Origin of the sequence: Evansella vedderi, assembly GCF_030813435.1 — a bacterium.
Classification (GTDB): Bacteria; Bacillota; Bacilli; order Bacillales; family Salisediminibacteriaceae; genus Evansella; species Evansella vedderi.
In genome coordinates, this window is record NZ_JAUSUG010000012.1 from 156,351 (window position 1) to 175,560 (window position 19,210).

The 19,210-nt window shown below is 38.9% G+C and carries 19 protein-coding genes and 1 pseudogene; 8 read left to right on the top strand and 12 right to left on the bottom strand.

Annotation, left to right across the window (positions count from 1 at the left end):
• Positions 1 to 49: 49 nt before the first annotated feature.
• Both J2S74_RS15550 and J2S74_RS15555 read right to left on the bottom strand, forming a co-directional pair.
• Positions 50 to 295 (bottom strand): DUF3231 family protein, encoded by a 246-nt coding sequence (locus J2S74_RS15550; RefSeq protein ID WP_307326977.1) that lies wholly within the window; start codon positions 293 to 295, stop codon positions 50 to 52.
• Positions 296 to 418: 123 nt separating this feature from the next.
• Positions 419 to 937 (bottom strand): hypothetical protein, encoded by a 519-nt coding sequence (locus J2S74_RS15555; protein ID WP_307326979.1) that lies wholly within the window; start codon positions 935 to 937, stop codon positions 419 to 421.
• A gap of 217 nt (positions 938 to 1,154) precedes the next feature.
• Here J2S74_RS15555 and J2S74_RS15560 point away from each other — a divergent pair, with 217 nt between their 5' ends.
• Entirely contained in the window at positions 1,155 to 1,694 is a 540-nt protein-coding gene (locus tag J2S74_RS15560) for a hypothetical protein (RefSeq protein ID WP_307326981.1), read from the top strand.
• A 365-nt stretch (positions 1,695 to 2,059) separates the two neighbouring features.
• Positions 2,060 to 2,236 (top strand): hypothetical protein, encoded by a 177-nt coding sequence (locus J2S74_RS15565; protein ID WP_307326983.1) that lies wholly within the window; start codon positions 2,060 to 2,062, stop codon positions 2,234 to 2,236.
• Between the two features lie 67 nt (positions 2,237 to 2,303).
• On the opposite strand, the gene J2S74_RS15570 is transcribed toward J2S74_RS15565, so the two are convergent.
• From J2S74_RS15570 to J2S74_RS15590, 5 genes and pseudogenes are all read right to left on the bottom strand, one after another.
• Positions 2,304 to 3,419, bottom strand: a complete 1,116-nt coding sequence (locus tag J2S74_RS15570) for an RNA-guided endonuclease TnpB family protein (RefSeq protein WP_307326984.1) — start codon at positions 3,417 to 3,419, stop codon at positions 2,304 to 2,306.
• Positions 3,420 to 3,430: 11 nt separating this feature from the next.
• Complete coding sequence (gene tnpA, locus J2S74_RS15575; RefSeq protein WP_307326986.1) at positions 3,431 to 3,829, bottom strand: IS200/IS605 family transposase; 399 nt, start codon at positions 3,827 to 3,829, stop codon at positions 3,431 to 3,433.
• A gap of 624 nt (positions 3,830 to 4,453) precedes the next feature.
• Positions 4,454 to 5,209: an exodeoxyribonuclease III gene (locus tag J2S74_RS15580; RefSeq protein WP_307326988.1), complete on the bottom strand. Its 756-nt coding sequence runs from the start codon at positions 5,207 to 5,209 to the stop codon at positions 4,454 to 4,456.
• 223 nt (positions 5,210 to 5,432) lie between these two features.
• Entirely contained in the window at positions 5,433 to 6,386 is a 954-nt protein-coding gene (gene msrB / locus J2S74_RS15585; RefSeq protein WP_307326990.1) for a peptide-methionine (R)-S-oxide reductase MsrB, read from the bottom strand.
• A gap of 23 nt (positions 6,387 to 6,409) precedes the next feature.
• Positions 6,410 to 6,985, bottom strand: a pseudogene (locus tag J2S74_RS15590) (peptide-methionine (S)-S-oxide reductase MsrA); the annotation flags it as partial.
• A gap of 269 nt (positions 6,986 to 7,254) precedes the next feature.
• Here J2S74_RS15590 and ilvD point away from each other — a divergent pair.
• The 3 genes from ilvD (at position 7,255) to J2S74_RS15605 (ending at position 10,128) form a co-directional block, all read left to right on the top strand.
• Positions 7,255 to 8,949, top strand: coding sequence for a dihydroxy-acid dehydratase (ilvD, locus tag J2S74_RS15595; RefSeq protein ID WP_307326992.1), 1,695 nt, complete (start codon positions 7,255 to 7,257; stop codon positions 8,947 to 8,949).
• A gap of 212 nt (positions 8,950 to 9,161) precedes the next feature.
• Positions 9,162 to 9,533 (top strand): DUF2512 family protein, encoded by a 372-nt coding sequence (locus tag J2S74_RS15600; RefSeq protein ID WP_307326993.1) that lies wholly within the window; start codon positions 9,162 to 9,164, stop codon positions 9,531 to 9,533.
• Positions 9,534 to 9,678: 145 nt separating this feature from the next.
• Entirely contained in the window at positions 9,679 to 10,128 is a 450-nt protein-coding gene (locus J2S74_RS15605; protein WP_307326995.1) for a YndM family protein, read from the top strand.
• 231 nt (positions 10,129 to 10,359) lie between these two features.
• Here J2S74_RS15605 and J2S74_RS15610 read toward each other — a convergent pair whose 3' ends face one another.
• Together J2S74_RS15610 and J2S74_RS15615 are read right to left on the bottom strand one after the other, a co-directional pair.
• The gene (locus J2S74_RS15610) at positions 10,360 to 10,611 is read right to left on the bottom strand and encodes a hypothetical protein (protein ID WP_307326997.1); all 252 of its coding nucleotides are present in this window, start codon (positions 10,609 to 10,611) and stop codon (positions 10,360 to 10,362) included.
• Positions 10,612 to 10,758: 147 nt separating this feature from the next.
• A complete protein-coding gene (locus J2S74_RS15615) occupies positions 10,759 to 11,550 on the bottom strand; it encodes a peptidylprolyl isomerase (RefSeq protein ID WP_307326999.1) in 792 nt (263 codons plus the stop codon).
• Between the two features lie 118 nt (positions 11,551 to 11,668).
• Here J2S74_RS15615 and ric point away from each other — a divergent pair, with 118 nt between their 5' ends.
• Both ric and J2S74_RS15625 read left to right on the top strand, forming a co-directional pair.
• Positions 11,669 to 12,376, top strand: a complete 708-nt coding sequence (gene ric / locus J2S74_RS15620; protein WP_307327001.1) for an iron-sulfur cluster repair di-iron protein — start codon at positions 11,669 to 11,671, stop codon at positions 12,374 to 12,376.
• A 145-nt stretch (positions 12,377 to 12,521) separates the two neighbouring features.
• Positions 12,522 to 12,884: a YhjD family protein gene (locus J2S74_RS15625; RefSeq protein WP_307327003.1), complete on the top strand. Its 363-nt coding sequence runs from the start codon at positions 12,522 to 12,524 to the stop codon at positions 12,882 to 12,884.
• 17 nt (positions 12,885 to 12,901) lie between these two features.
• Here the strand turns inward: J2S74_RS15625 and J2S74_RS15630 are convergent, their stop codons facing one another.
• The 3 genes from J2S74_RS15630 to J2S74_RS15640 all read right to left on the bottom strand — a co-directional run bounded on the left by J2S74_RS15630 (position 12,902) and on the right by J2S74_RS15640 (position 17,766).
• Complete coding sequence (locus tag J2S74_RS15630; protein ID WP_307327005.1) at positions 12,902 to 13,768, bottom strand: amidohydrolase family protein; 867 nt, start codon at positions 13,766 to 13,768, stop codon at positions 12,902 to 12,904.
• A gap of 296 nt (positions 13,769 to 14,064) precedes the next feature.
• Complete coding sequence (locus tag J2S74_RS15635) at positions 14,065 to 17,169, bottom strand: GNAT family N-acetyltransferase (protein WP_307327007.1); 3,105 nt, start codon at positions 17,167 to 17,169, stop codon at positions 14,065 to 14,067.
• Positions 17,170 to 17,253: 84 nt separating this feature from the next.
• Positions 17,254 to 17,766: a YwpF-like family protein gene (locus tag J2S74_RS15640; protein ID WP_307327009.1), complete on the bottom strand. Its 513-nt coding sequence runs from the start codon at positions 17,764 to 17,766 to the stop codon at positions 17,254 to 17,256.
• A gap of 193 nt (positions 17,767 to 17,959) precedes the next feature.
• Between J2S74_RS15640 and J2S74_RS15645 the strand changes: the two genes are divergently transcribed.
• Complete coding sequence (locus J2S74_RS15645) at positions 17,960 to 18,802, top strand: hypothetical protein (protein ID WP_307327011.1); 843 nt, start codon at positions 17,960 to 17,962, stop codon at positions 18,800 to 18,802.
• Positions 18,803 to 19,210 lie beyond the last annotated feature (408 nt).

Sequence of the window (19,210 nt, forward strand, 5' to 3'; positions counted from 1 at the left end):
AATCAACAACGTCTTAACCACTTCAATAGTCTGTAGATTAAAGAACATATTAGATATTTCTAAGGAAGTTAACGGCCGTAAAACCAATTGGTATTGGATGATTTTCTTTCGTAAAAATTTCTTTCACTGAGTCCATATGTTGAATAGATAATTCAAGTGCAAATGTAATTATGTCCTTGATTTCATTGTCTTCACACTTATCCAAAAAATATTTTAGGCAGCAAACCGCCATACTATCAACCATGAAAGTAGTCCATAAATAACCCTTTTCCGATGCAGTTAGTTTATTGTTCATTTCTATTTTGCCCTCCAGTAACATCTGTTAAAAATGTTTGTAGATGTTAATTTATATATACTTAAAGTATCCGGAAGGGCCTTTTCTTTGATTAGATTTTATTTCCAAATGGAGGAACAACGATTATTCATTTGACATCAATTCCTTTAACGCCTTTCCCAATTGAGGATTATGATAAATAAACCTCATTTTATCCTCTTTATAAATTTGATCATTCGTATATTTTTTTCCGGTAAATTTCCCCTTTTCCATTTCATGAAGATCCCCAATAATGAGACTAAAGCCCGACCCATCCTCTAAATGGATGACTAACGTATATAGGGCATGATCCCATTCTGGCTCTCCAAGGAAGTAGTAAGAGCGCCCATTAGAGTGTAGAGCTTCTGCAATTTGATCGTTCGCTTTTCCTATAAAAATACAATTTTGTTCAGGAGAAAAATCTCCCTCTGGTGCAATACAATCTCCTGGATTAAAACCTATATCCCACAAAGTTTTTGAAGGAAACATTAACGAATAGACTCCCACTTCCGTAATATTACTGGTTTTTAGTTCGCTTGCTGGATTTAGCCCCCAATACCATAAATATAAGATAAGGAAAAATAATATAGCAACAACAACGGAAAGGCTTTTCTTAAAAGTCACGAAGTTACCCCCTTTTTGTAATTGAAGTGAAGGAGATGTTCTAAAAGAAGATTAGATTGTAATTTATAAGACGTTTAGGATCCACCATATGTTACAATTTCTCAACCAATTATTTTGATGGCTTATTTAACTAGTAGCCTACCTTTCATTTATCCTTACTAGAAGTTATGCTACAATAGAAATGTTATATCTACTAAAGTATTGGAGGATTCCCCATATGAAAAAAATGTTAGCTACTGCTTTTCTTATTATATTTTTACTTTTAGTAGCTGCTTGCAATGACGAGAATATGAGTGAAGCAGGTAATGATAGTGATGTCCTAATAACATTCCAAGATAAAACAATTACGGAGTTTGATGTTCAAAACGCTTCTCTTTATCCGGATCAAGATATTCACGAGGTCGCTAAAAGTGTTCTATTTCATGAAATTGTTTTAGTAGAAGCAGATGCTGCTGGTACAAGTTATGACGAATATGATTTAATGGTTTTAGTGGACCAAACATTACAACTGTATGAATTTGATGAGGAAGCCGTTGCCTTTATCACAGAAAAAAGTGAGTTAAACAACTTAGAACCAATGGAATATATTGAGACAGTTTGGAAAGATTATTTACGAACGAGGTTAATTGTAAATAATCATTTAGATCACGAAATTGGCTTTGCTGGAAAATCCGATGAGGAAGTGGCTGCCGCAATTGCTAATTTTGAAGATCAATTATTAACTAAATATGAAGAAGACATTGAATATCATTTTTAATTATGAAAAGGGTGACTTAGGAGCGTAATGCGCCGGAAGTCACCTTTTTTTATGGATTATGATGTTATTGAAGTGGAAGCCAATGGGACTTCCTACGTCTTCTTCTATAACGCGAGATCGTGGCGGGGAGTGATCTTCGCGTTGCTAAGGCATGGGTTGTAACGCATTTGGAAGCTTTTCTTGTCCCATCTCGTTCTTTAATTGCTTCAAGCTCATTACATTATTTAGATATAAGTTCTTTGAATCTTACATACTCTAACAAATAAAAATTTAAACAAGTATAAATTGGCACGACCAAAGGTAAAAGTGCCACTAATTCCATTTTCTTTATATCCCTAGGTACACCTGTCATATAAACCATTTCTATGGAGAGAAATAAAAAAAGGGAGTTAGCAAAAAAAGCTGCTGCTAAACCTATCCATTTATTCTTGAACTTTTTATATAACCAGATGCCAATGATAGAAGAAAAAAGTAGTGTTAGTGAACTACTCCCACCACTTACCACCCTTGCGGGTTGCTTGAAGTGGGGGCTTCTTGGGTAATCGCCACTTTTGGTAGCTGACGAAATTGACCAAGCTAACCCTCTTGTTCCAAGAGTTTTTATTGCCTTTAGGCAGTTACTAATAAGCGAATGCCTTCTTTTTTGATATTGAGTGCTGAATTATAATCTCTATCAAGGTTTAGTCCACAAGTACATTGATAAGTACGTTCTGATAATTTGATTTCTTTTACTGAACCACATTTCGAACAGGTTTTTGTAGATGGAAACCATTTATCTATTTTGATAAGTTGTTTCCCTTGTTCTTTTAGTTTGTACTGTAAGAAAGAAGTGAACATTCCCCAACCATTATCGGAGACACTTTTGCCCAACTTTAGAGCTTGTGACATACCTTTCATGTCTAAATCTTCAATCACAACAGCGTCAAAGTTAGACACTAACTCCTTTGATTTATGGTGAAGAAAGTTCTTACGTTGATTTGCGACTTTCTCTTGAATTTTAGCTACTCGAATACGCTGTTTATTCCAATTCGAAGAACCCTTCTTTTTACGAGAAAGTTTACGTTGTTCGATTGCTAATTTATCAAGCATTTGTCGATAGAACCGTGGGTAATTGGCTTTCTTACCTGTCTCACTATCTACAAATAATCCATCCATCGCAAAATCTAAACCAACAACTTTTTCAATTTCTTTGCTTTCAATTTCCTTCTCATACTCTGTGAGAATAGAAATATAGTATTTTCCTGATGAAGTCATAGATAAGGTACAAGATTTGATTTTGTATTCCGAAGGGATTTCTCTATGCTGTTTGATTTTAACCGTTTTAAGTTTAGGTAATTTGATATGACCATCCAACAACTGAATGTTTCCATTTACTACATTCGTTGTGTAACTTTGTCTGTGTCGTTTACTTTTGAATTTTGGAAACTTGGCATTTCCTTTGAAGAAGGCCTTATAAGCCTTATCTAAGTTTAATTGCGCATTCGCCAACGCTAAAGAGTCCACTTCTTTTAGCCACACAAACTCCTTTTTATATTTAGCAGGAGTAGGATGTTTTACATTTTTCAGCGCTTCTTTCTCATCTTTTAGGTTTTCGTATGTTTCCTTTCGCTCTGCTAACATTTTGTTGTAGACAAAACGAACACACCCGAAAGTTTTGCGTATCATCAAAGCCTGTTCATCTGTTGGATAAACCCTGAATTTATACGCTTTATTTTGTTTAGCCATATCAAATCACCTCACTTTTTCCCTTGCTTTTCAATATACTGCTTCACTACTTCAATAGGTGAACCACCTGTGGTCAACAAGCAAAAACTTCGTGACCAAAACATTTCTTTCCACAACTTTTTACGAACGAGAGGAAACTCTTTTTTGACGAGTCTTGAACTCGCACTTTTGTATGCGTTGATGAATTTTGATAATTCACTGTTAGGTTGCGCTTTGAAAAGAATATGTACATGGTCAATATCATGGTTCCACTCGACTAATGTAATATTGTATTTTTCACTCAAGGACACAAACTTGTCTTTTGCATAGTTTGAAATTGTGTCATCAATGACCTTTCTACGATATTTTACAACCAACACAAGGTGATAATACATCAAGAATACTGAATGGTTATTACTATCTAATTTCATGGTTATATCAATCCTTAATCTTTATAAGACTGATTATATCACGACGAGAAAAAAGACAAAAGAAAAAGTCATTGGGCTATCGCCCAACCGAAATTCATCTCCCCCTTACCGTTGGGCTACGCCCTTCACACGCTTGAAGAGGGAGACTTCTTTCGGAAGTACGTTAAAATAATTAGGGAAAAAAGCCATTATTTGGTATAGCATATCCACGGCCATATATTCAACCTCCATAATGTTTTATTTTTGAGTTACGATTAATGATTGATTTAAGATTCACTATCCTAGTTTAACATCTTTTCCAAATTCTTCATAAAAAAACGAGGCTGGGATAAAAGCGTTTTGTCAATGAGAATTCCGAACGAAGCATATAAATCGCTTCGGAAATATACTTCCCTTTCCGCGGGCGGCTGGTGAGCCCCCTCGTGCTTACGCACGTGTGGTCTCACCTTTGCCTTTGCTCCCGCAGGACACTGATTACACATCCTTGAGATTGCCCACACACGAAGAAAATGTGCTAACATTTTCGAGGAGTCTACGTATATTTCCTCCGCTACGATAATACATTGTTCGTATTTTCATCTAAACACTTTAGTTATGTCCCAGTCTCGCTTTTCTTTCTATATACTATAGCTTTAATTCTAATCCAACAGGACAATGGTCACTGCCTAAAATATGTCCGTGCACTTCTGCTTCATGGATACTTTCTTTCATTTTTTTAGAAACAAGAAAATAATCAATTCTCCAGCCAATATTTCTTTCCCGAACTTTGTTCATATAAGACCACCAGCTGTACACATCTTCTTGATTGGGATAAAGATGTCGATAGGAATCGATATAACCAGATTCTAGTAAAGAGCTCATTTTAGCCCTCTCTTCATCTGTAAAACCAGAGTTACCTACGTTCGTTTTATGGTTCTTAAGGTCGATCTCTTGGTGGGCAACATTCAAATCGCCACAAACAACTACAGGCTTACTCTCCTCTAGTTTATGAATATAGTTTTTAAAATCATCTTCCCACGTTAGACGATACTCCAGTCTCGATAAATCCCTTTTTGAGTTTGGCGTATAAACAGTAATCAAGTAAAACCTATCAAACTCTAAAGTAATAACACGTCCTTCTGAATCATGCTCTTCCATATCAATACCATATTGAACGGATTGAGGTTCTACCTTTGAGAAAATAGCAGTACCAGAATACCCTTTTCTTTCAGCGTAATTCCAATATTGATGATATCCCTCTAATTCCAGTTCAATTTGACCTTCTTGCAGCTTCGTTTCTTGAATGCAAAAAATATCTGCATTGATGTCTTGAAAAAAATCTAAAAATCCTTTCTTCACACATGCACGAATGCCATTAACATTCCAAGATATGAGTTTCATAGTTGTTAATACCCCTTATTTATTAATCCTTAATATAATTTATTTTTAAAATCTTATGGTGACCTTTTGTTGCTGCTTTTCTTTGTTTCGGGCTTCATGAACCCTTCATGGCGACCTTCCACCACAGCTCTGCTCCTTATCGGGCATCAGAAATCCATAACTTAATCTAAACTTAAAACGACTCTGCCATTATATCAATTTCCCTTTGAAAAATACTAGAATCTTACCTTTTAAACAAATGTAAATATTTCCCATACCCTTCTCTATCCAACTGGTCCATAGGTATAAACTTCAGAGCAGCTGAATTAATACAATATCTTAACCCGCCTTTTTCCACCGGTCCATCTTCAAATACATGTCCTAAATGGGAATCAGCCTTCCTGCTCCGTACCTCTGTTCTCAACTTATCATGAGAAACATCCATTTCTTCTCTCACATAACTAGCCTTTATCGGCTTTGTAAAGCTCGGCCAACCACAGCCAGCATCATATTGATCTTTAGAAGAAAATAGGGGTTCTCCAGAAACTACATCTACATAAATCCCTTCTCTCCTATTATTCCAATACTCATTATCATATGGAGCTTCCGTTACACCAAACTGTGTTACCCTATACTGTATAGGTGTTAATTTTTGCTCCAGCTCCTTATTCACCCACATCTTTTTCAAAAAATCATCTCGGCCGGACCTAAGCCTGTGAAGCTTATAGCGAAACTCATTTTTCTTATAAAAATACTGATGAAATTCCTTAGCAGGATAAAAGGAAATAAAAGGTAGAACTTCTGTTACTAAGGGACGCTCAAAAGGCCCTATTTTCTCCAGTGCTTTTTTCGTTACCATTGCATCCTTTTTTTGCTGATGGTTATGATAAAAGATGGCTGTTTTATAACAACTGCCCCGATCAGTAAATTGTCCTTCCCCATCTGTAGGGTCAATTTGTCGCCAATATATTTCTAGCAACTCATGATAGGTGATAGCTTCAGGATCGAAAGTGATTTGCACCCCTAAATAATGACTTGTCTCACCAGAGCAAGCCTCTTTATGGTTGAGGGGGACCTCCTGCCCGCCTGTATATCCTGACATAACTTGCAATACACCCTTCCTTTCAAAAGGTTCCACCATATGCCAGAAATGTCCTCCCGCGAATGTAGCTAGCTCGTATTTCACCTTTCTCCCCATACCTATCACTCCCCTTTGGACCACTACCAACGGATGCTATCTATTGTTGACATTAGTCTAGTGTTCCTTTCTTTACTTAAGCCCCAACTTCCTATTTCTTCCTTGATTTTTGACAGTGATCCGTAACCTTTTACAAAACCATTTAGTCGAGCTATAACAGTTGAATTTACAAATGAATGATCATCAGGATAAAGTTCCTTTAGTTTCTCCATTGCATGGGGATACCTTTTTAAATAATACTTTTGGTGGCGTTCTTCTGCTAAGGTAAAATTAGTGTAAGGAGAAACTTCTGTTTCTATCGTGATGTCTCGTTCTTTTTCTATCATGTCTTTCCTTTCATACGCAGCCTGTAATTGTTTATGGTTATGGAATAAGAGGAGCGATAAATATTGCCTGCCTTTATAACTGCCAATACGTGGATTGTGGTTTTTCCAAAAAATCTCTAAAAGCTCACTATAAGACATTGTCTCTGGTAAAAAATCAATTTGAATCGTTTCTGTGTGATCTCCCATTTGACGATACGTTGGATCCGTTGTCGTTCCTCCGGCATAGCCAACACGAGTTCTTATTACTCCAGGTAAATGCCCAAACTGAGCATCTGGCCCCCAAAATCATCCCATTCCAAAGGTTGCTGTCTCAAAATTATTATGTTGTAAATATTGTAATTCATTACACTCTTCCATAATTTCACCCACCTGTTTTTTTACTATTTTCATCTTAAGGAATTCAATGAATTCAATCAAGTTTCCACTTTTTAAAAAAAATTTACTCTATTAAATTAATAAAATATCTTTACAAAAAAATTTTCATAATATAGAATTATCATTATTATTAGAAAAAAAGCTTATTGTTAAAAGGAGACGAAATAATGAGTGAAAATAAAAAAGACTTAAGAATTCGCAGCATTGATATTAGTGAAGGCGAAAATCGTTCCCCGAACCGTGCTATGCTTCGGGCAGTAGGATTTACAGATGAGGATTTCAAGAAGCCAATGATTGGTGTAGCCAGTACGTGGAGCGAGGTAACTCCTTGTAATGTACACATAGACAAGCTGGCAATTAGGGCAAAGGACGGAGCGAAAAATGGTGGCGGGGCTCCCCTAATTTTTAACACCATTACGGTTTCCGACGGTATTTCTATGGGACATGAAGGAATGCGTTATTCTTTGCCGAGTCGTGAAGTCATCGCCGATTCCATTGAAACGGTTGTAGGGGCAGAACGCCTTGACGGTGTTGTGGCCATTGGCGGATGTGACAAAAATATGCCTGGATGTATGATTGCCATTGGACGCTTAAACCTCCCTGCCGTTTTTGTATACGGTGGAACGATTGCCCCAGGAAAATCAAGAGAAGGAAAAGATATTGATATTGTATCTGTTTTTGAAGCAGTGGGACAATTCAATGCTGGAAAAGTGGATCACGATGGATTAAAGGATATTGAATGTAATGCTTGTCCAGGAGCTGGGTCCTGCGGCGGAATGTATACGGCCAATACGATGGCTTCTGCCATTGAAGCCATGGGAATGAGTTTACCAGGTAGTGCTTCCCACCCAGCAGAAACTGACGAAAAGCTAGATGATTGCGAGCGAGCAGGAGAAGCAGTAGTAGAACTTTTACGTAAAGGAATTTATCCGAAGGACATTATGACGAAAGAGGCCTTTGAAAATGCCATCACCGTTGTTATGGCTCTTGGCGGATCTACAAATGCTTTCCTTCACCTCCTGGCAATCGCCCATTCGGTAGATGTGGACCTTTCCTTAGATGACTTTGAAAGAATCCGTAAGAAGGTGCCGCATATTGCTGACTTAAAACCAAGTGGACGTTTTGTTATGAGTGACCTTCATCGAGTTGGAGGAGTATCTGCCGTCATGAAAGTTTTACTTGAAGCGGGATTACTCCATGGTGATTGTTTAACTGTTACGGGTAAAACACTAGCAGAAAACTTAGCAGAACAGGAGCCATTAAAAGAAGGACAAGAAATTATCCGTCCACTAGACAATCCTTTCCGCTCCGACGGGCCACTGGTCGTGTTACGTGGTAACCTAGCTCCAGACGGTGGAATTGCCAAAATGTGCGGACTTAAAATTAAGAAGATTACTGGTCCTGCCAAAGTGTTCGATTCTGAATCGGAGGCAACGAAAGCTGTGTTAAACAATGAAATTGTAGCCGGTGATGTTGTTGTTATCCGTTATGCAGGACCAAAAGGTGGACCGGGAATGTCAGAGATGCTTTCCATCACGGCGATCATTGTCGGGAAAGGATTAGGGGAAAGTGTCGCATTAATTACCGATGGTCGATTCTCTGGAGGAACTCACGGGTTAGTAGTAGGTCACGTCTGTCCAGAAGCACAAGTAGGAGGACCAATTGCCCTACTTGAAAACGGGGACCTCATTACCATCGACAGTGAAACACAAGAGATTACCGTTGACCTTACAGAGGAAGAAATGGCAGCCCGATTAAAGGACTGGAAGCAACCGCCACTTCGATACTCCAGAGGAATTCTCAATAAGTATGCAAGACTTGTATCATGTGCTTCTAAAGGTGCAGTTACAGATTTAAATTAATATCATAAACAACGCTAGCTCCAATACTAGCGTTGTTTTTTTGTACCATTCAACAATATTAAAGTGAAATTTATTGGAAATCTATTCCTAGGTGTATGATATAATTAGTTCTCCCTAAATCTTCCCTCTCTTTTTAAGGAATGTTAGACATTCCAACTGGGAATGTTAACGGTACAAGATTAGAGGATTTTGTACTTTAGGGAGGTGATTTTGTGAAACATATTGCAGCATTAAGCATAAAATTAGCAGCTGTTACGTTTATTCTTTTAATTGTTCTCTCTGGATTTTACAATTACCCATTTTTACCTACCATTGGACTTTCCGTCGTGATTGTAGCGTTAAGCTATGTATTAGGGGATATTGGAATTTTGCGATTTTCTAACAATATTGTTGCTACCGCTGCGGATTTGGGCTTAACAGCTATCGTTATTTGGCTCATCGGCCCACTTTTTTACGGTATTGGAGTGTCTTTTGCCGTTGCTATTTTTGCAGCCATCATGATCGGTGTGATTGAATACATCTACCATATTTATATTGCCAACCATGTCCTTGAAAAGAATGCAGACCCTTCCCCACAATCATAATTTCTTTTAAGCATTTATCCAGTCCATAAGCTGATAAATGCTTTTTCTAATTCTTGAGTCTGGTCCTATGCTAAAAAAAAAACAGTCATATTTCTTTTTTCTAAGTGACATGCTAAAGATAACTATAACCAAAAGGAGCATAGATATGAAACACTTGAAGGCTTTTGCCATAAAGTTTGGGATGGTAGCGATTGTTTTATTGTCTACCTTGACGTTATTTGAGGTGCCGGTTTCGGTTATCCTCACAACGACATTAGTGCTGACTATTCCAGCTTACCTCCTTGGAGATCTGTTTATTTATCCACGCTTTGGAAATTTAGTTGCTTCTATCATGGATTTTGCCTTTTTTACAGCAGCTGTTTGGCTCTTTATGGCCATGTTTGTGGCGACCACACCAACAACAAATGCCATAAATGCCTTTTTTACAGCCATATTTGTTACCTTTGTAGAAGCATTGTATCACGCCTTCTATATTTCAAAAATTACAAATAGGGAACAGGAAAACACAGAGGCATATTCACTAAGACCGCAGTTTGGAACGGAATTTTCCGAAGAAGTGGATGTTAAATCTTCCATTGATAAAAAGAAAAGATAGACGAACAAAAGCGCAAGCGCCTTGTCCACGAGCGACCAGCAAATGCATCTGCCCCGATAAAAAGTGCTTTTTACTTTTAATCGGGCAGATCATTTAACCTCGAGCGAGAAGGCGCTGAAGCTATACGTGATTAATAATAAATAACTTTTCTACAAGAGTGAAAAATATAATTTCCTAAATCAAGAAAAAAGGGGGCTCAACAATACCTGTTGAGCCCCTCTATTTTATTAATTACCGAGAAGATTTTTTAAAGCTGATCCCTTCACTTTCTAGCCACTTCTGATAAGGGTATATAAGGATTGCTATGAAAAGCATTAAGCCGCAAATTCCAGACCTTGATATTTTTTCTAGCTTAACAACCTTTATTTTTTCTAGTAAAGGTAGGACGACAAATGCGAAAAATCCATCTAAGATCATATTAGAAAGCATATATACATAAAAGCCGAATTTATAGGTAAGATGGAAGATCCAAATTGTTCCCACAAAAAAGGGTCCGAATAGAAATGAATAATCCGTTACCCTTATCCACGGTGCGATCATTCTCTTTAATCGCCACCAACCTAACTTTTAGGTAATTTAGTTCTTAAATAAATAAAAATTCAAGCACATATGCGCTTGAATTTTTATTTATTACTCGATAATTTCTATAGACTCAATAACCACATCGTCCACTGGCTTATCAGCCGCTGCTGTTTCCACTTGGGCGATGGCGTCTACTACATCCATGCCTTCAATAACATGACCAAATACGGTATGACCAAAGTCTAAGTGTGGTGTTCCACCAACCTCTAAATATCTTTCCATTGTTTCTTCAGGGAAAGTAATCTCATGTTCTGCTGCCATTTGAAACCAATCCATACTCAATTGAGCATTGTCTGCTTGAACAATGTAAAACTGACTTGTATTAGAATCTGGACGTCCTGGGTTCGCCATAGCAAGGGCTCCACGAAAATGGGCTAATGCTGTCGTAAACTCATCTTCAAAGGGCTCTCCAAAATAACTTTCTCCACCGGTACCCGTACCTGTTGGGTCTCCCCCTTGAATCATAAAGTTATTTATGACGCGGTGAAAAATAACGTCATCATAATAGCCTTCTTCACTTAAACCAATAAAGTTCTCTACTGCCAAAGGTGCATATTCTGGGAAAAGCTTGATGCGAATTTCCCCCATATTAGTATGGATTACTGCTTCTACTTCATTTGCTGCGACTTCATCCTTAAACTGCGGATATTCTTCCGGAGCAATCTCCCGTTCTGTTGGCTCCCTTTCAGCTTCTTCTTCCTCAGCTGCTTCCTCTTCTTCAGCAGGCTCCAATTCAATTTCCGTAGATCCTTGAGCCTCATCTTCGTTTGTTCCCTCTCCACAACCAACTAGCATCATAAAACTAAAGCACATAATTAAAAAAATCATCCATCTTTTCATTTCTTCTCTACTCCTATACATTTTGTTTTTTTCAATTCCTCCTGCTGTGAGCCATATCACCGACAAGCTGCGCTTCTTCTCTTATGATAGAGATAACTTAGCATAAGGAGGAATTATGATGAATTCAGTTTTTACTCGTGAAACGAAGGTACGGGATATTGTCATACAAGTACCACGTTCTGACGAATTATTCAAGCAATATAAAATCGACTTCTGCTGCGGTGGAAACCGCCCTATTCATGAGGCCCTTGATGAAAAGGGACTTGATGAAGATACATTCCTGGAGCGTCTTCAAACCCTTTACAATCAATCCTTAGAATCGAAATCTTTAGATCAGCAAGACTGGACACAAGCGCCTTATTCTGACCTTATTTCCCATATCGTGCAACGCCACCATGGCTATCTAGCGGAAGAACTTCCTGACCTTAGCTTTTATGTAACAAAAATTTTCCGAGTTCATGGTCAAGCCCATCCAGAACTTGCTGAGCTCCATCGTCTATACCATGATTTAAAGATAGAGCTAGAGCAGCATATGATCAAGGAAGAGCAAGTCGTCTTCCCTGCCATTCTTCAATACGAAGAAAGGGAAGGACAGCTAGACCGTGACCTTGCTATCAGCCGTATTGATGAACTGGAAGCGGAACACGAAGAAGCGGGCTCCCTTCTGAAACGCATTCGTGAAGTCACTTCTGATTTTACATTACCACCCGGTGCTTGTACAACCTATAAAATGACGTTTAAACGATTAGAGGAATTAGAATCGGATATGTTCCAGCATGTTCACTTAGAAAATAACATTATGTTCCCACGCCTAATAGGAAGCTAAGGGAATGTTCACAAAAAGTTCGGGGACCGGGTCCCCGAATTTTTTTGTTTTTTCTTGACTATTTTCCGGAAAGGAGTAATATAATAAACAGAACTAGTGTTCGATTTTATTCTCACCTTAAGGAAACTGAAAAGGAGTGACGTCCATGGCCAAACTCACTGTGGAAGAAGAGCGTTTAAGTGAGTCATACATCTTATTTGAGTTGGCCCGTAAGGTTTTGGAAAAGGATTTGTCTAAAATTGCCCAGTCTCCAATGAAACTGAAAGACCCGTACATCCGTCTTTTAGAGCAAACCCTTGGTCACCTAAGTAAAGAGCTTTACAGCATTAAGGCAAATATGAAGAAGCTCGGTTTAAAGGTACAATTAAATGAGCATGATGATACATTCTCCGAGTATACAATCTTCTTTCGAGGCTATGTACTTACAGCAAAGTATTTAAATGCCCATTTAAAGAACCAGGTAAGCCAGCAAATAGCAAAGCTGTTCACTGGCGCAAAGGCGGATTAGAGATAGCTATGCTCCCATTAGAGCTCAGCTATCCGGCTTTTTATTTTTGGAAAGACACGCAACGCCGTGTTGTAAAAGACGTCCTCCCAGCTTGAGGGGGGCATATACGTTTTTACAAAGTTAATGTACGGCTCCATTTGTACTAAAGGCCAATCGGTACCAAAGATAAATTTATCGTAATGATCACAGAAGGCAATAGCATGCTTCATATGATTAAAAAAGTGAGGCGTATTCATAATCCTATTGACTTCCTTGCCATCTCCAACGATCAATCCTGATAAATCAGCAAACATATTGCTATTTTTGTAAACGACTTCTGCCCCGTCAAGCATCCATGGATCACCAAAATGGGCCATAACAAACTTTACATCCCGGTGGCGAACGGCCACCTCATCTAAGGTCAGGGGGTGGGCATACTTCAGAAGCCCCCGCTCCGAGTAAGTATCACCAGTGTGAAACACAACCGGTACTTTGTACGCCTTCGCTAACTCATAAACGGGCTCATACACTTTATCGTATGCATAATAAGGGTAGTACCCTAAATATATCTTGATCCCCACAACATCAGGCTGTAACAGCGCCTTCTCCAAATTGGAAAGCTCTTGTTTTCCTAAACGGTAGGGATTTACTCCTGCACAATAGACAATATCCTTTTGCGGTTTTTGCAGCATATCCAATCCCATAGGAGTAGAAGGCTGGGAGTCAGGAAACCCTTCTCCCCCTTCAATTTCCCTTACTCCCATACCAATACAAAGTACCACATTGTTTTCTTCCATTTCCTTTTTTAGCCCACGAATAGAATAATCGAGATGGGAGAGGTTTTTGGCTGTATGGTGAAAGGAATCTATATGTGATAAATGAATGTGGGCATCAATTATTTTCACCCTTATCCTTCCTTTCTTTTTTTTCGAATCTGGTTGTCATTCGCTACGGTCCACTCCCTTTCCGCGGACGACCTGTCAAGCCCCCACGGGCTTTGCCCTGTGTGGTCTTGGCTTGCTCGTTCTTCCGCAGGAGTGTCGTGGACCTTCGCTCATTCCAATGCAGACTAAAATTTCCGTTGTCCATGGAGGCAATTTTCGTTTCCATGGGGGCTCTGTTAAACTTTGTTGTTGATTTTCGGTTCAGGATACTCGTGCCTTCCCGTCCAATCGACCTAGTTAAAAAATTAATAATTATTTTAATTGCCAGTATTAAATCGCAAGGATTGGAGTTCCTTGAATTTTTCTAGTGGATAGGTTTTCTCTGATAATACGAAGAGATGTGGTTCCGATACTTCTAGGTCTCCTGCTTTCGTATGGTGTAATTCATCGGTAGCGCATAAAATGACGTCTTGGTTCATGTAAACTTCCATATCCACTGTTTGTCTATTAGGAATGAAGTGTAATTTATTTTTGACACCTTTGCGTTCAAAAATACCGCCTTCTAATTGATATAGGTTCGTTTCGTGTTGATGGTGTCGGTAATAATTCGTTTCGTTCCCTTCTACCAATACTCCCAAATCACCTAACGATTCTCCGGGAGACAGATTAAACATAATATGCTCCACCACTCCATAAAAATGGAACCCGGTCCCTTGGTCAATAGAGGAGAAAAGAGCCAGCACTGGTAATCCAGGCTGCGTGACGGCATATTGATGGTACACTAAGCCACCGTATGTCTCATGGTCCGTAACGGTTGTGGTAATTTGAATTCCTGTCCATTCCCTTTGAAATTGGTCTGTGACCTTGACAAATTGTGCTTCTGACGGAAGGTCGATCATCTTCCTCTCAATCAATTTCTCCAAACCGTAGTTCATTCCACCAACCCATGGATTCCACCATGATTTGGGTTTGGCCGTTGGAAAGGAGGAATCCAACCACTCCGCTTCCTTATCCCCTAAGGAATAGATCCCCGGATAAAAACTAGGTGCCGCTTTAAAAGTGAATAAACCATTGTTCACCTCAAAGGACTGGTGGCCATCCACCTCTAGCACTTCCTCCTTTATCTTCTCACCGGTCGTTTGAAAAACAAGGGCCTTCTTATCAATAACCTGTGAAGAAAGGGAGCCTTGCAATTTTACTTCTGTAATTGTTTTTCCTTCCTCCAAAGGAATGGTAACGTCCCACTCGGGGATTTCCTCGGAATGATCCTGTATGAAGGACTTCACGTGTGTATCATCCACTGTGACGGCAAGATCCACCTCCGCCCCACGGGTCACATTAGACTTAAAGGAAACAATTCCTTCCTTTTCTCCAATAAAGGAGCCATCCTTCGATTCAAAGGTTAAAGTACTTACTGGCGAGTGCTTTACCGTTTGATTAACTCCTAATGAAAAGGCACGAACCTCTTCTACTGTAGAAAATACATTTTGACCAAACCAAACCTTCTCCGACTGGACGGATGTATTTGGAGACAACGTTTCCCATTTCTCCTCGAAAAACTGGATGTGCCAATGTAAAAAGTGAATAGGGATCTCCTTGTTCCAAACTAAAGCAGCATTTTTTCCGTCGGTATTTGAAAACAGCCAGCCTTCCGAAAGTTTTTTCTCCTCCCAAACTCCTACTTCATGATTATACGTGCCTTCACTAAACACTACCTCTTCCCCATATGGCAAGTACGTATTTGCCAGGGGAAAGGAAAGTTGAAAGTTCAAATGTACATCGGCATAAGAGGTTTTCCCCGTATTTTCGATCACATAATGTTGACTCATTAATCCTTCCCCTGAAAGCTCAATTATTCGATGGAGAACTGCCCCGGGGAAGTCATGGGAAGGATACGTTAGCTTCATGCCTACCTTATTACGATCCTCGTAAAAGGAAACATTATCCGGCTTCATGATGGAATACTCTTCTGAGAAAGGTTTCCCAAGCTTCGGGTAAAAAAGCCAGTAATCACTTTTATTTAATCGTCCCCGTTCATATAAAAGGCCGTTATTTTCCTTCTTCAAGGCAATGTGGGTCATCCCGCTGAATAAATGATAATACTCGTGGCATTCTCCGTAAATTTTACTCCCAATAGCGTTAAATGGAAAACTAAGCCGTTGATGATAGGTTATTACCTCTCCATTTTCAAGCTGAACCTCTATTTCAAGCTCCTCATCAAAAAAAGCGCTCTGTTCAAGAATATAAGGAATAGACAGTGTGTATTTCTCCTTCTCACTCAATGGCACCTCCCAATGAAGCTGCTCAAACCGTACATTTTCCTTGGCAGGAAGCTGAAACTTCATTTTCACTGGAGAAGGACAGTTATTTTCCAGCTCAACATATGCCGTTTGTTTAACATGTAATGGGCTGAACATACCATCTAATTTCCCTCGGCATTTTACTGGTGCCATAGGTAAAATACCAGTCTTTAAGGTAATTGCCTTCCCATTAACGGTAACAACAGCTGTTACCGAAGGGTGCGTTTTTCTACTACCCTGTTCATCATGGGTTGGATCAATATAAAAGCTCCCCTCTATCCACTTCGCTTCTGACACCCTAGTAGAAGCAGCAAAATCAAATTGAATATTGCGGTGAGCTTCCCCTTTGATAGAAATAGATATGGCTTTATTTGTATGGTTTTCAACCAAGAACCGAACGGGATAGGATTTACCAAATACCAATTTATGTTGATCCAGTTCCATGCGAAGTGTAAATTCCTCGTTTTCTAAAGCGCAAATCCCACGACTTGTCTTCTCAATGGCTACATTTAAAAACCGAGCATCCTTTTTCCAACAGTACTCATAAATCTCAAAATCATTTTGTTTTCTCCCATCAGGTTCCACCTTAATTTCACGGACGCTATCACGATACCAATCTGCCATTTGAAAGAAATCCTCCAATAACGGAGCGGTTAAGACTGTTGGAAGAAAATTCATCAAATGAACGGAATCATCTCGATTTTCCCAAAAGAAGCCACACTTTTTATATAAAGGAACTGCCTTCGTATTCCCTGGCCATGTGTTTAAATCCAACCTAGGCCACCCTTCCTTTATTGTTTCTTCCAAAGCCGTCAATACAAGCTTTTTCCCTATTTTTTTCCCATGATAATCCGTTCTCACATTGAGTAAAGGTATGTACAGAGCGCCCACATCCTCACGGTACTGGGATAACCCGCAATATCCGATTGCCTCTTCCCCTTCCAATGCAATGTACGTCTTCCTATTCGTGGAATTTTCCTCTTGGGATAGTACTTGTTCTTCCGTCCGAACTTCTGAATGGCCTCCCCAGCCTTCACGGCTTTTATTCCACATGTCTGCAACAGCCTTCGCCAGCTTCGGTTGATAGGTTACAATAGTAACTTTCTCTTTCTCTGTTTTCATTATGGATCCCCTCTCGGAAGTTCTATCCTTTATTTATACAGTAAAAAACGTCCCCTATTGCATAATAGAAGACGTTTAAACTCATTAAGAAGATTCGGAATCATAATATCCCTTTTGTTTTACTTGGTTGTAGGCGTTGGTTAGGATACCTTGAATGGCTTGGCCACGATCCTTTTTTCTGCGTTTAAACTCTTGAAATAATTCATCCCCCGTATACCCTTCACTGAGGAGATTTTTTAACAGCATGTCGGATAGGTCATCCTTTTTCACTACAAGAATTCCCTCTATGTGCACACTTAAATGTTTCTTTAGGCTTTGTACTGCCTGGACCTGACAAACCAAGGTTGCAGGGTCATTCGTTTTTTTCGTGATAGTCACTTCTGCCATGAATTGACGCTTTGATTGTAAGTACTCATCGAAAAAGGATTTCCATTCTTCTGTCACTACGGCATCTAATAACCAATTTTTATGCGCTTCTTCTTTGTTTATGATTAGACCATCAATGAGGGGAATTTCCTTTGCCTTATCATATTGCTCTTGATGATCTTGTTCACTATCGAATAATATTGCTAACGAACATAACTTGAATGTTTTCATGTTTATTCATCACCCCCGAAAAAAATTCCTCAGTCGTCCTCTCTTAATATTCGATACCATACGTAACGATTCCTTTTATTATTTTCATTATACAATAATAGCTTGCACTTTCCTAACGCAGTAACAGATCTTTACTTTTCCTGTTTTTTTATTCATGGTATATTAAGCAAAAAACAGTAAAGGAATTCGTTTCGTGAAGAAAATAGTTATCGTCAGCAGTAAAGATAGAAATGCTGTTTATGCGCAATTACCAAAACATTTAAGATCAATACCATTTGTTCCGTTTAATTTGGGACCATCTGGAGGAGATAGTGAGTCCTCCCCATTTAGCTGGGACTCTATAAGTAATTTATTTATGTCCTATGATCATATTATTATCTTCTACCCACTTTATTCTAACGATCAACTGCATCAAGGGAAGGAAAAACATTTATGGGAACTGTTACTCCTGTTATTTTGGAAAGGGGCGTTAACCTACAGGAAAACCCTATCCTTATATAAAAACAAGTCCATTATTCCACTTGAGGGAAGTTTCCCATTAGATACAGAGTTTTGGACCGAACAAAAAGAAGACCTGACTAAAGCTGGCAAATCATTAAAATCGGTGACATCCATACAAAAGATTCCTATTTCAAAAGACTATTCTGCTGAAAAATGGGCTAGTATTTATTTTCGATGGTTACACACGTTTACAAAAAAAGTTATAACCATTAAGGATTATGGTTCAGTATTTCCCTTTCGTGTTGTGGGAGCACCTCCCCCACTACTAGTTTTAAAGAAAAACGATAGTATAAAAGAGAAGGACATTTGTGAATTCGTTATACAAGGGGGCTTCCTAAATAAGGAGTCTAGTTCGGAAAAACCATTAGGTAGATTTTGGTTCGTGGTCTCCCCCGATAAAAAATTTCTTTACACAGCACTAATACACTTCAAACCTGCACTCCCATGGTTTGTTTATCTTTTAAGCCAAGGTTGGATTCATGGCTTAGTGATGAAAAGGTTCGGCTCTTATGTTCTTAAACTATCAAATCGTTAAAAAGAGGCTGAGACAAAAGTGTTTTTATCAATAAGAAATCGAAGAAATATAGATTATAGTTGGTGCATATAAAAAACGCTTCGGAAATATACTTCGCTAAGGTAGTACATTGTTCGTATTTCCATAAACACATTAGTTATGTCCATACCGGGTTCGGTTCAGAGGGAGAAAATGCAATTTAACACGATAAATAGTATGCAAACTAACATAGGTTTTGGTAATCGAATTGCATAACAACTAGCAAAGGAAAAAGGTTCAGAAATTATCTGAACCTTTTTTGGTCTGGAAACACGTGCTTCTTCCACTAACGGGTGTTAGCAATAGGTAAGCCTTTGAAGCCATCTCCAGCTTTTCCCCTGCTCCACACCGTACGTGCTAGTTTCCCAGCATACGGCGCTCCATCTACCG

Coding starts and splice junctions, on each gene's coding strand:
- J2S74_RS15550 (WP_307326977.1), bottom strand. CDS start 295: ATGAACAATAAACTAACTGCATCGGAAAAGGGTTATTTATGGACTACT.
- J2S74_RS15560 (WP_307326981.1), top strand. CDS start 1,155: ATGAAAAAAATGTTAGCTACTGCTTTTCTTATTATATTTTTACTTTTA.
- J2S74_RS15565 (WP_307326983.1), top strand. CDS start 2,060: ATGGAGAGAAATAAAAAAAGGGAGTTAGCAAAAAAAGCTGCTGCTAAA.
- J2S74_RS15570 (WP_307326984.1), bottom strand. CDS start 3,419: ATGGCTAAACAAAATAAAGCGTATAAATTCAGGGTTTATCCAACAGAT.
- tnpA (WP_307326986.1), bottom strand. CDS start 3,829: ATGAAATTAGATAGTAATAACCATTCAGTATTCTTGATGTATTATCAC.
- J2S74_RS15580 (WP_307326988.1), bottom strand. CDS start 5,209: ATGAAACTCATATCTTGGAATGTTAATGGCATTCGTGCATGTGTGAAG.
- msrB (WP_307326990.1), bottom strand. CDS start 6,386: ATGGGGAGAAAGGTGAAATACGAGCTAGCTACATTCGCGGGAGGACAT.
- ilvD (WP_307326992.1), top strand. CDS start 7,255: ATGAGTGAAAATAAAAAAGACTTAAGAATTCGCAGCATTGATATTAGT.
- J2S74_RS15605 (WP_307326995.1), top strand. CDS start 9,679: ATGAAACACTTGAAGGCTTTTGCCATAAAGTTTGGGATGGTAGCGATT.
- J2S74_RS15615 (WP_307326999.1), bottom strand. CDS start 11,550: ATGAAAAGATGGATGATTTTTTTAATTATGTGCTTTAGTTTTATGATG.
- ric (WP_307327001.1), top strand. CDS start 11,669: ATGAATTCAGTTTTTACTCGTGAAACGAAGGTACGGGATATTGTCATA.
- J2S74_RS15625 (WP_307327003.1), top strand. CDS start 12,522: ATGGCCAAACTCACTGTGGAAGAAGAGCGTTTAAGTGAGTCATACATC.
- J2S74_RS15635 (WP_307327007.1), bottom strand. CDS start 17,169: ATGAAAACAGAGAAAGAGAAAGTTACTATTGTAACCTATCAACCGAAG.
- J2S74_RS15640 (WP_307327009.1), bottom strand. CDS start 17,766: ATGAAAACATTCAAGTTATGTTCGTTAGCAATATTATTCGATAGTGAA.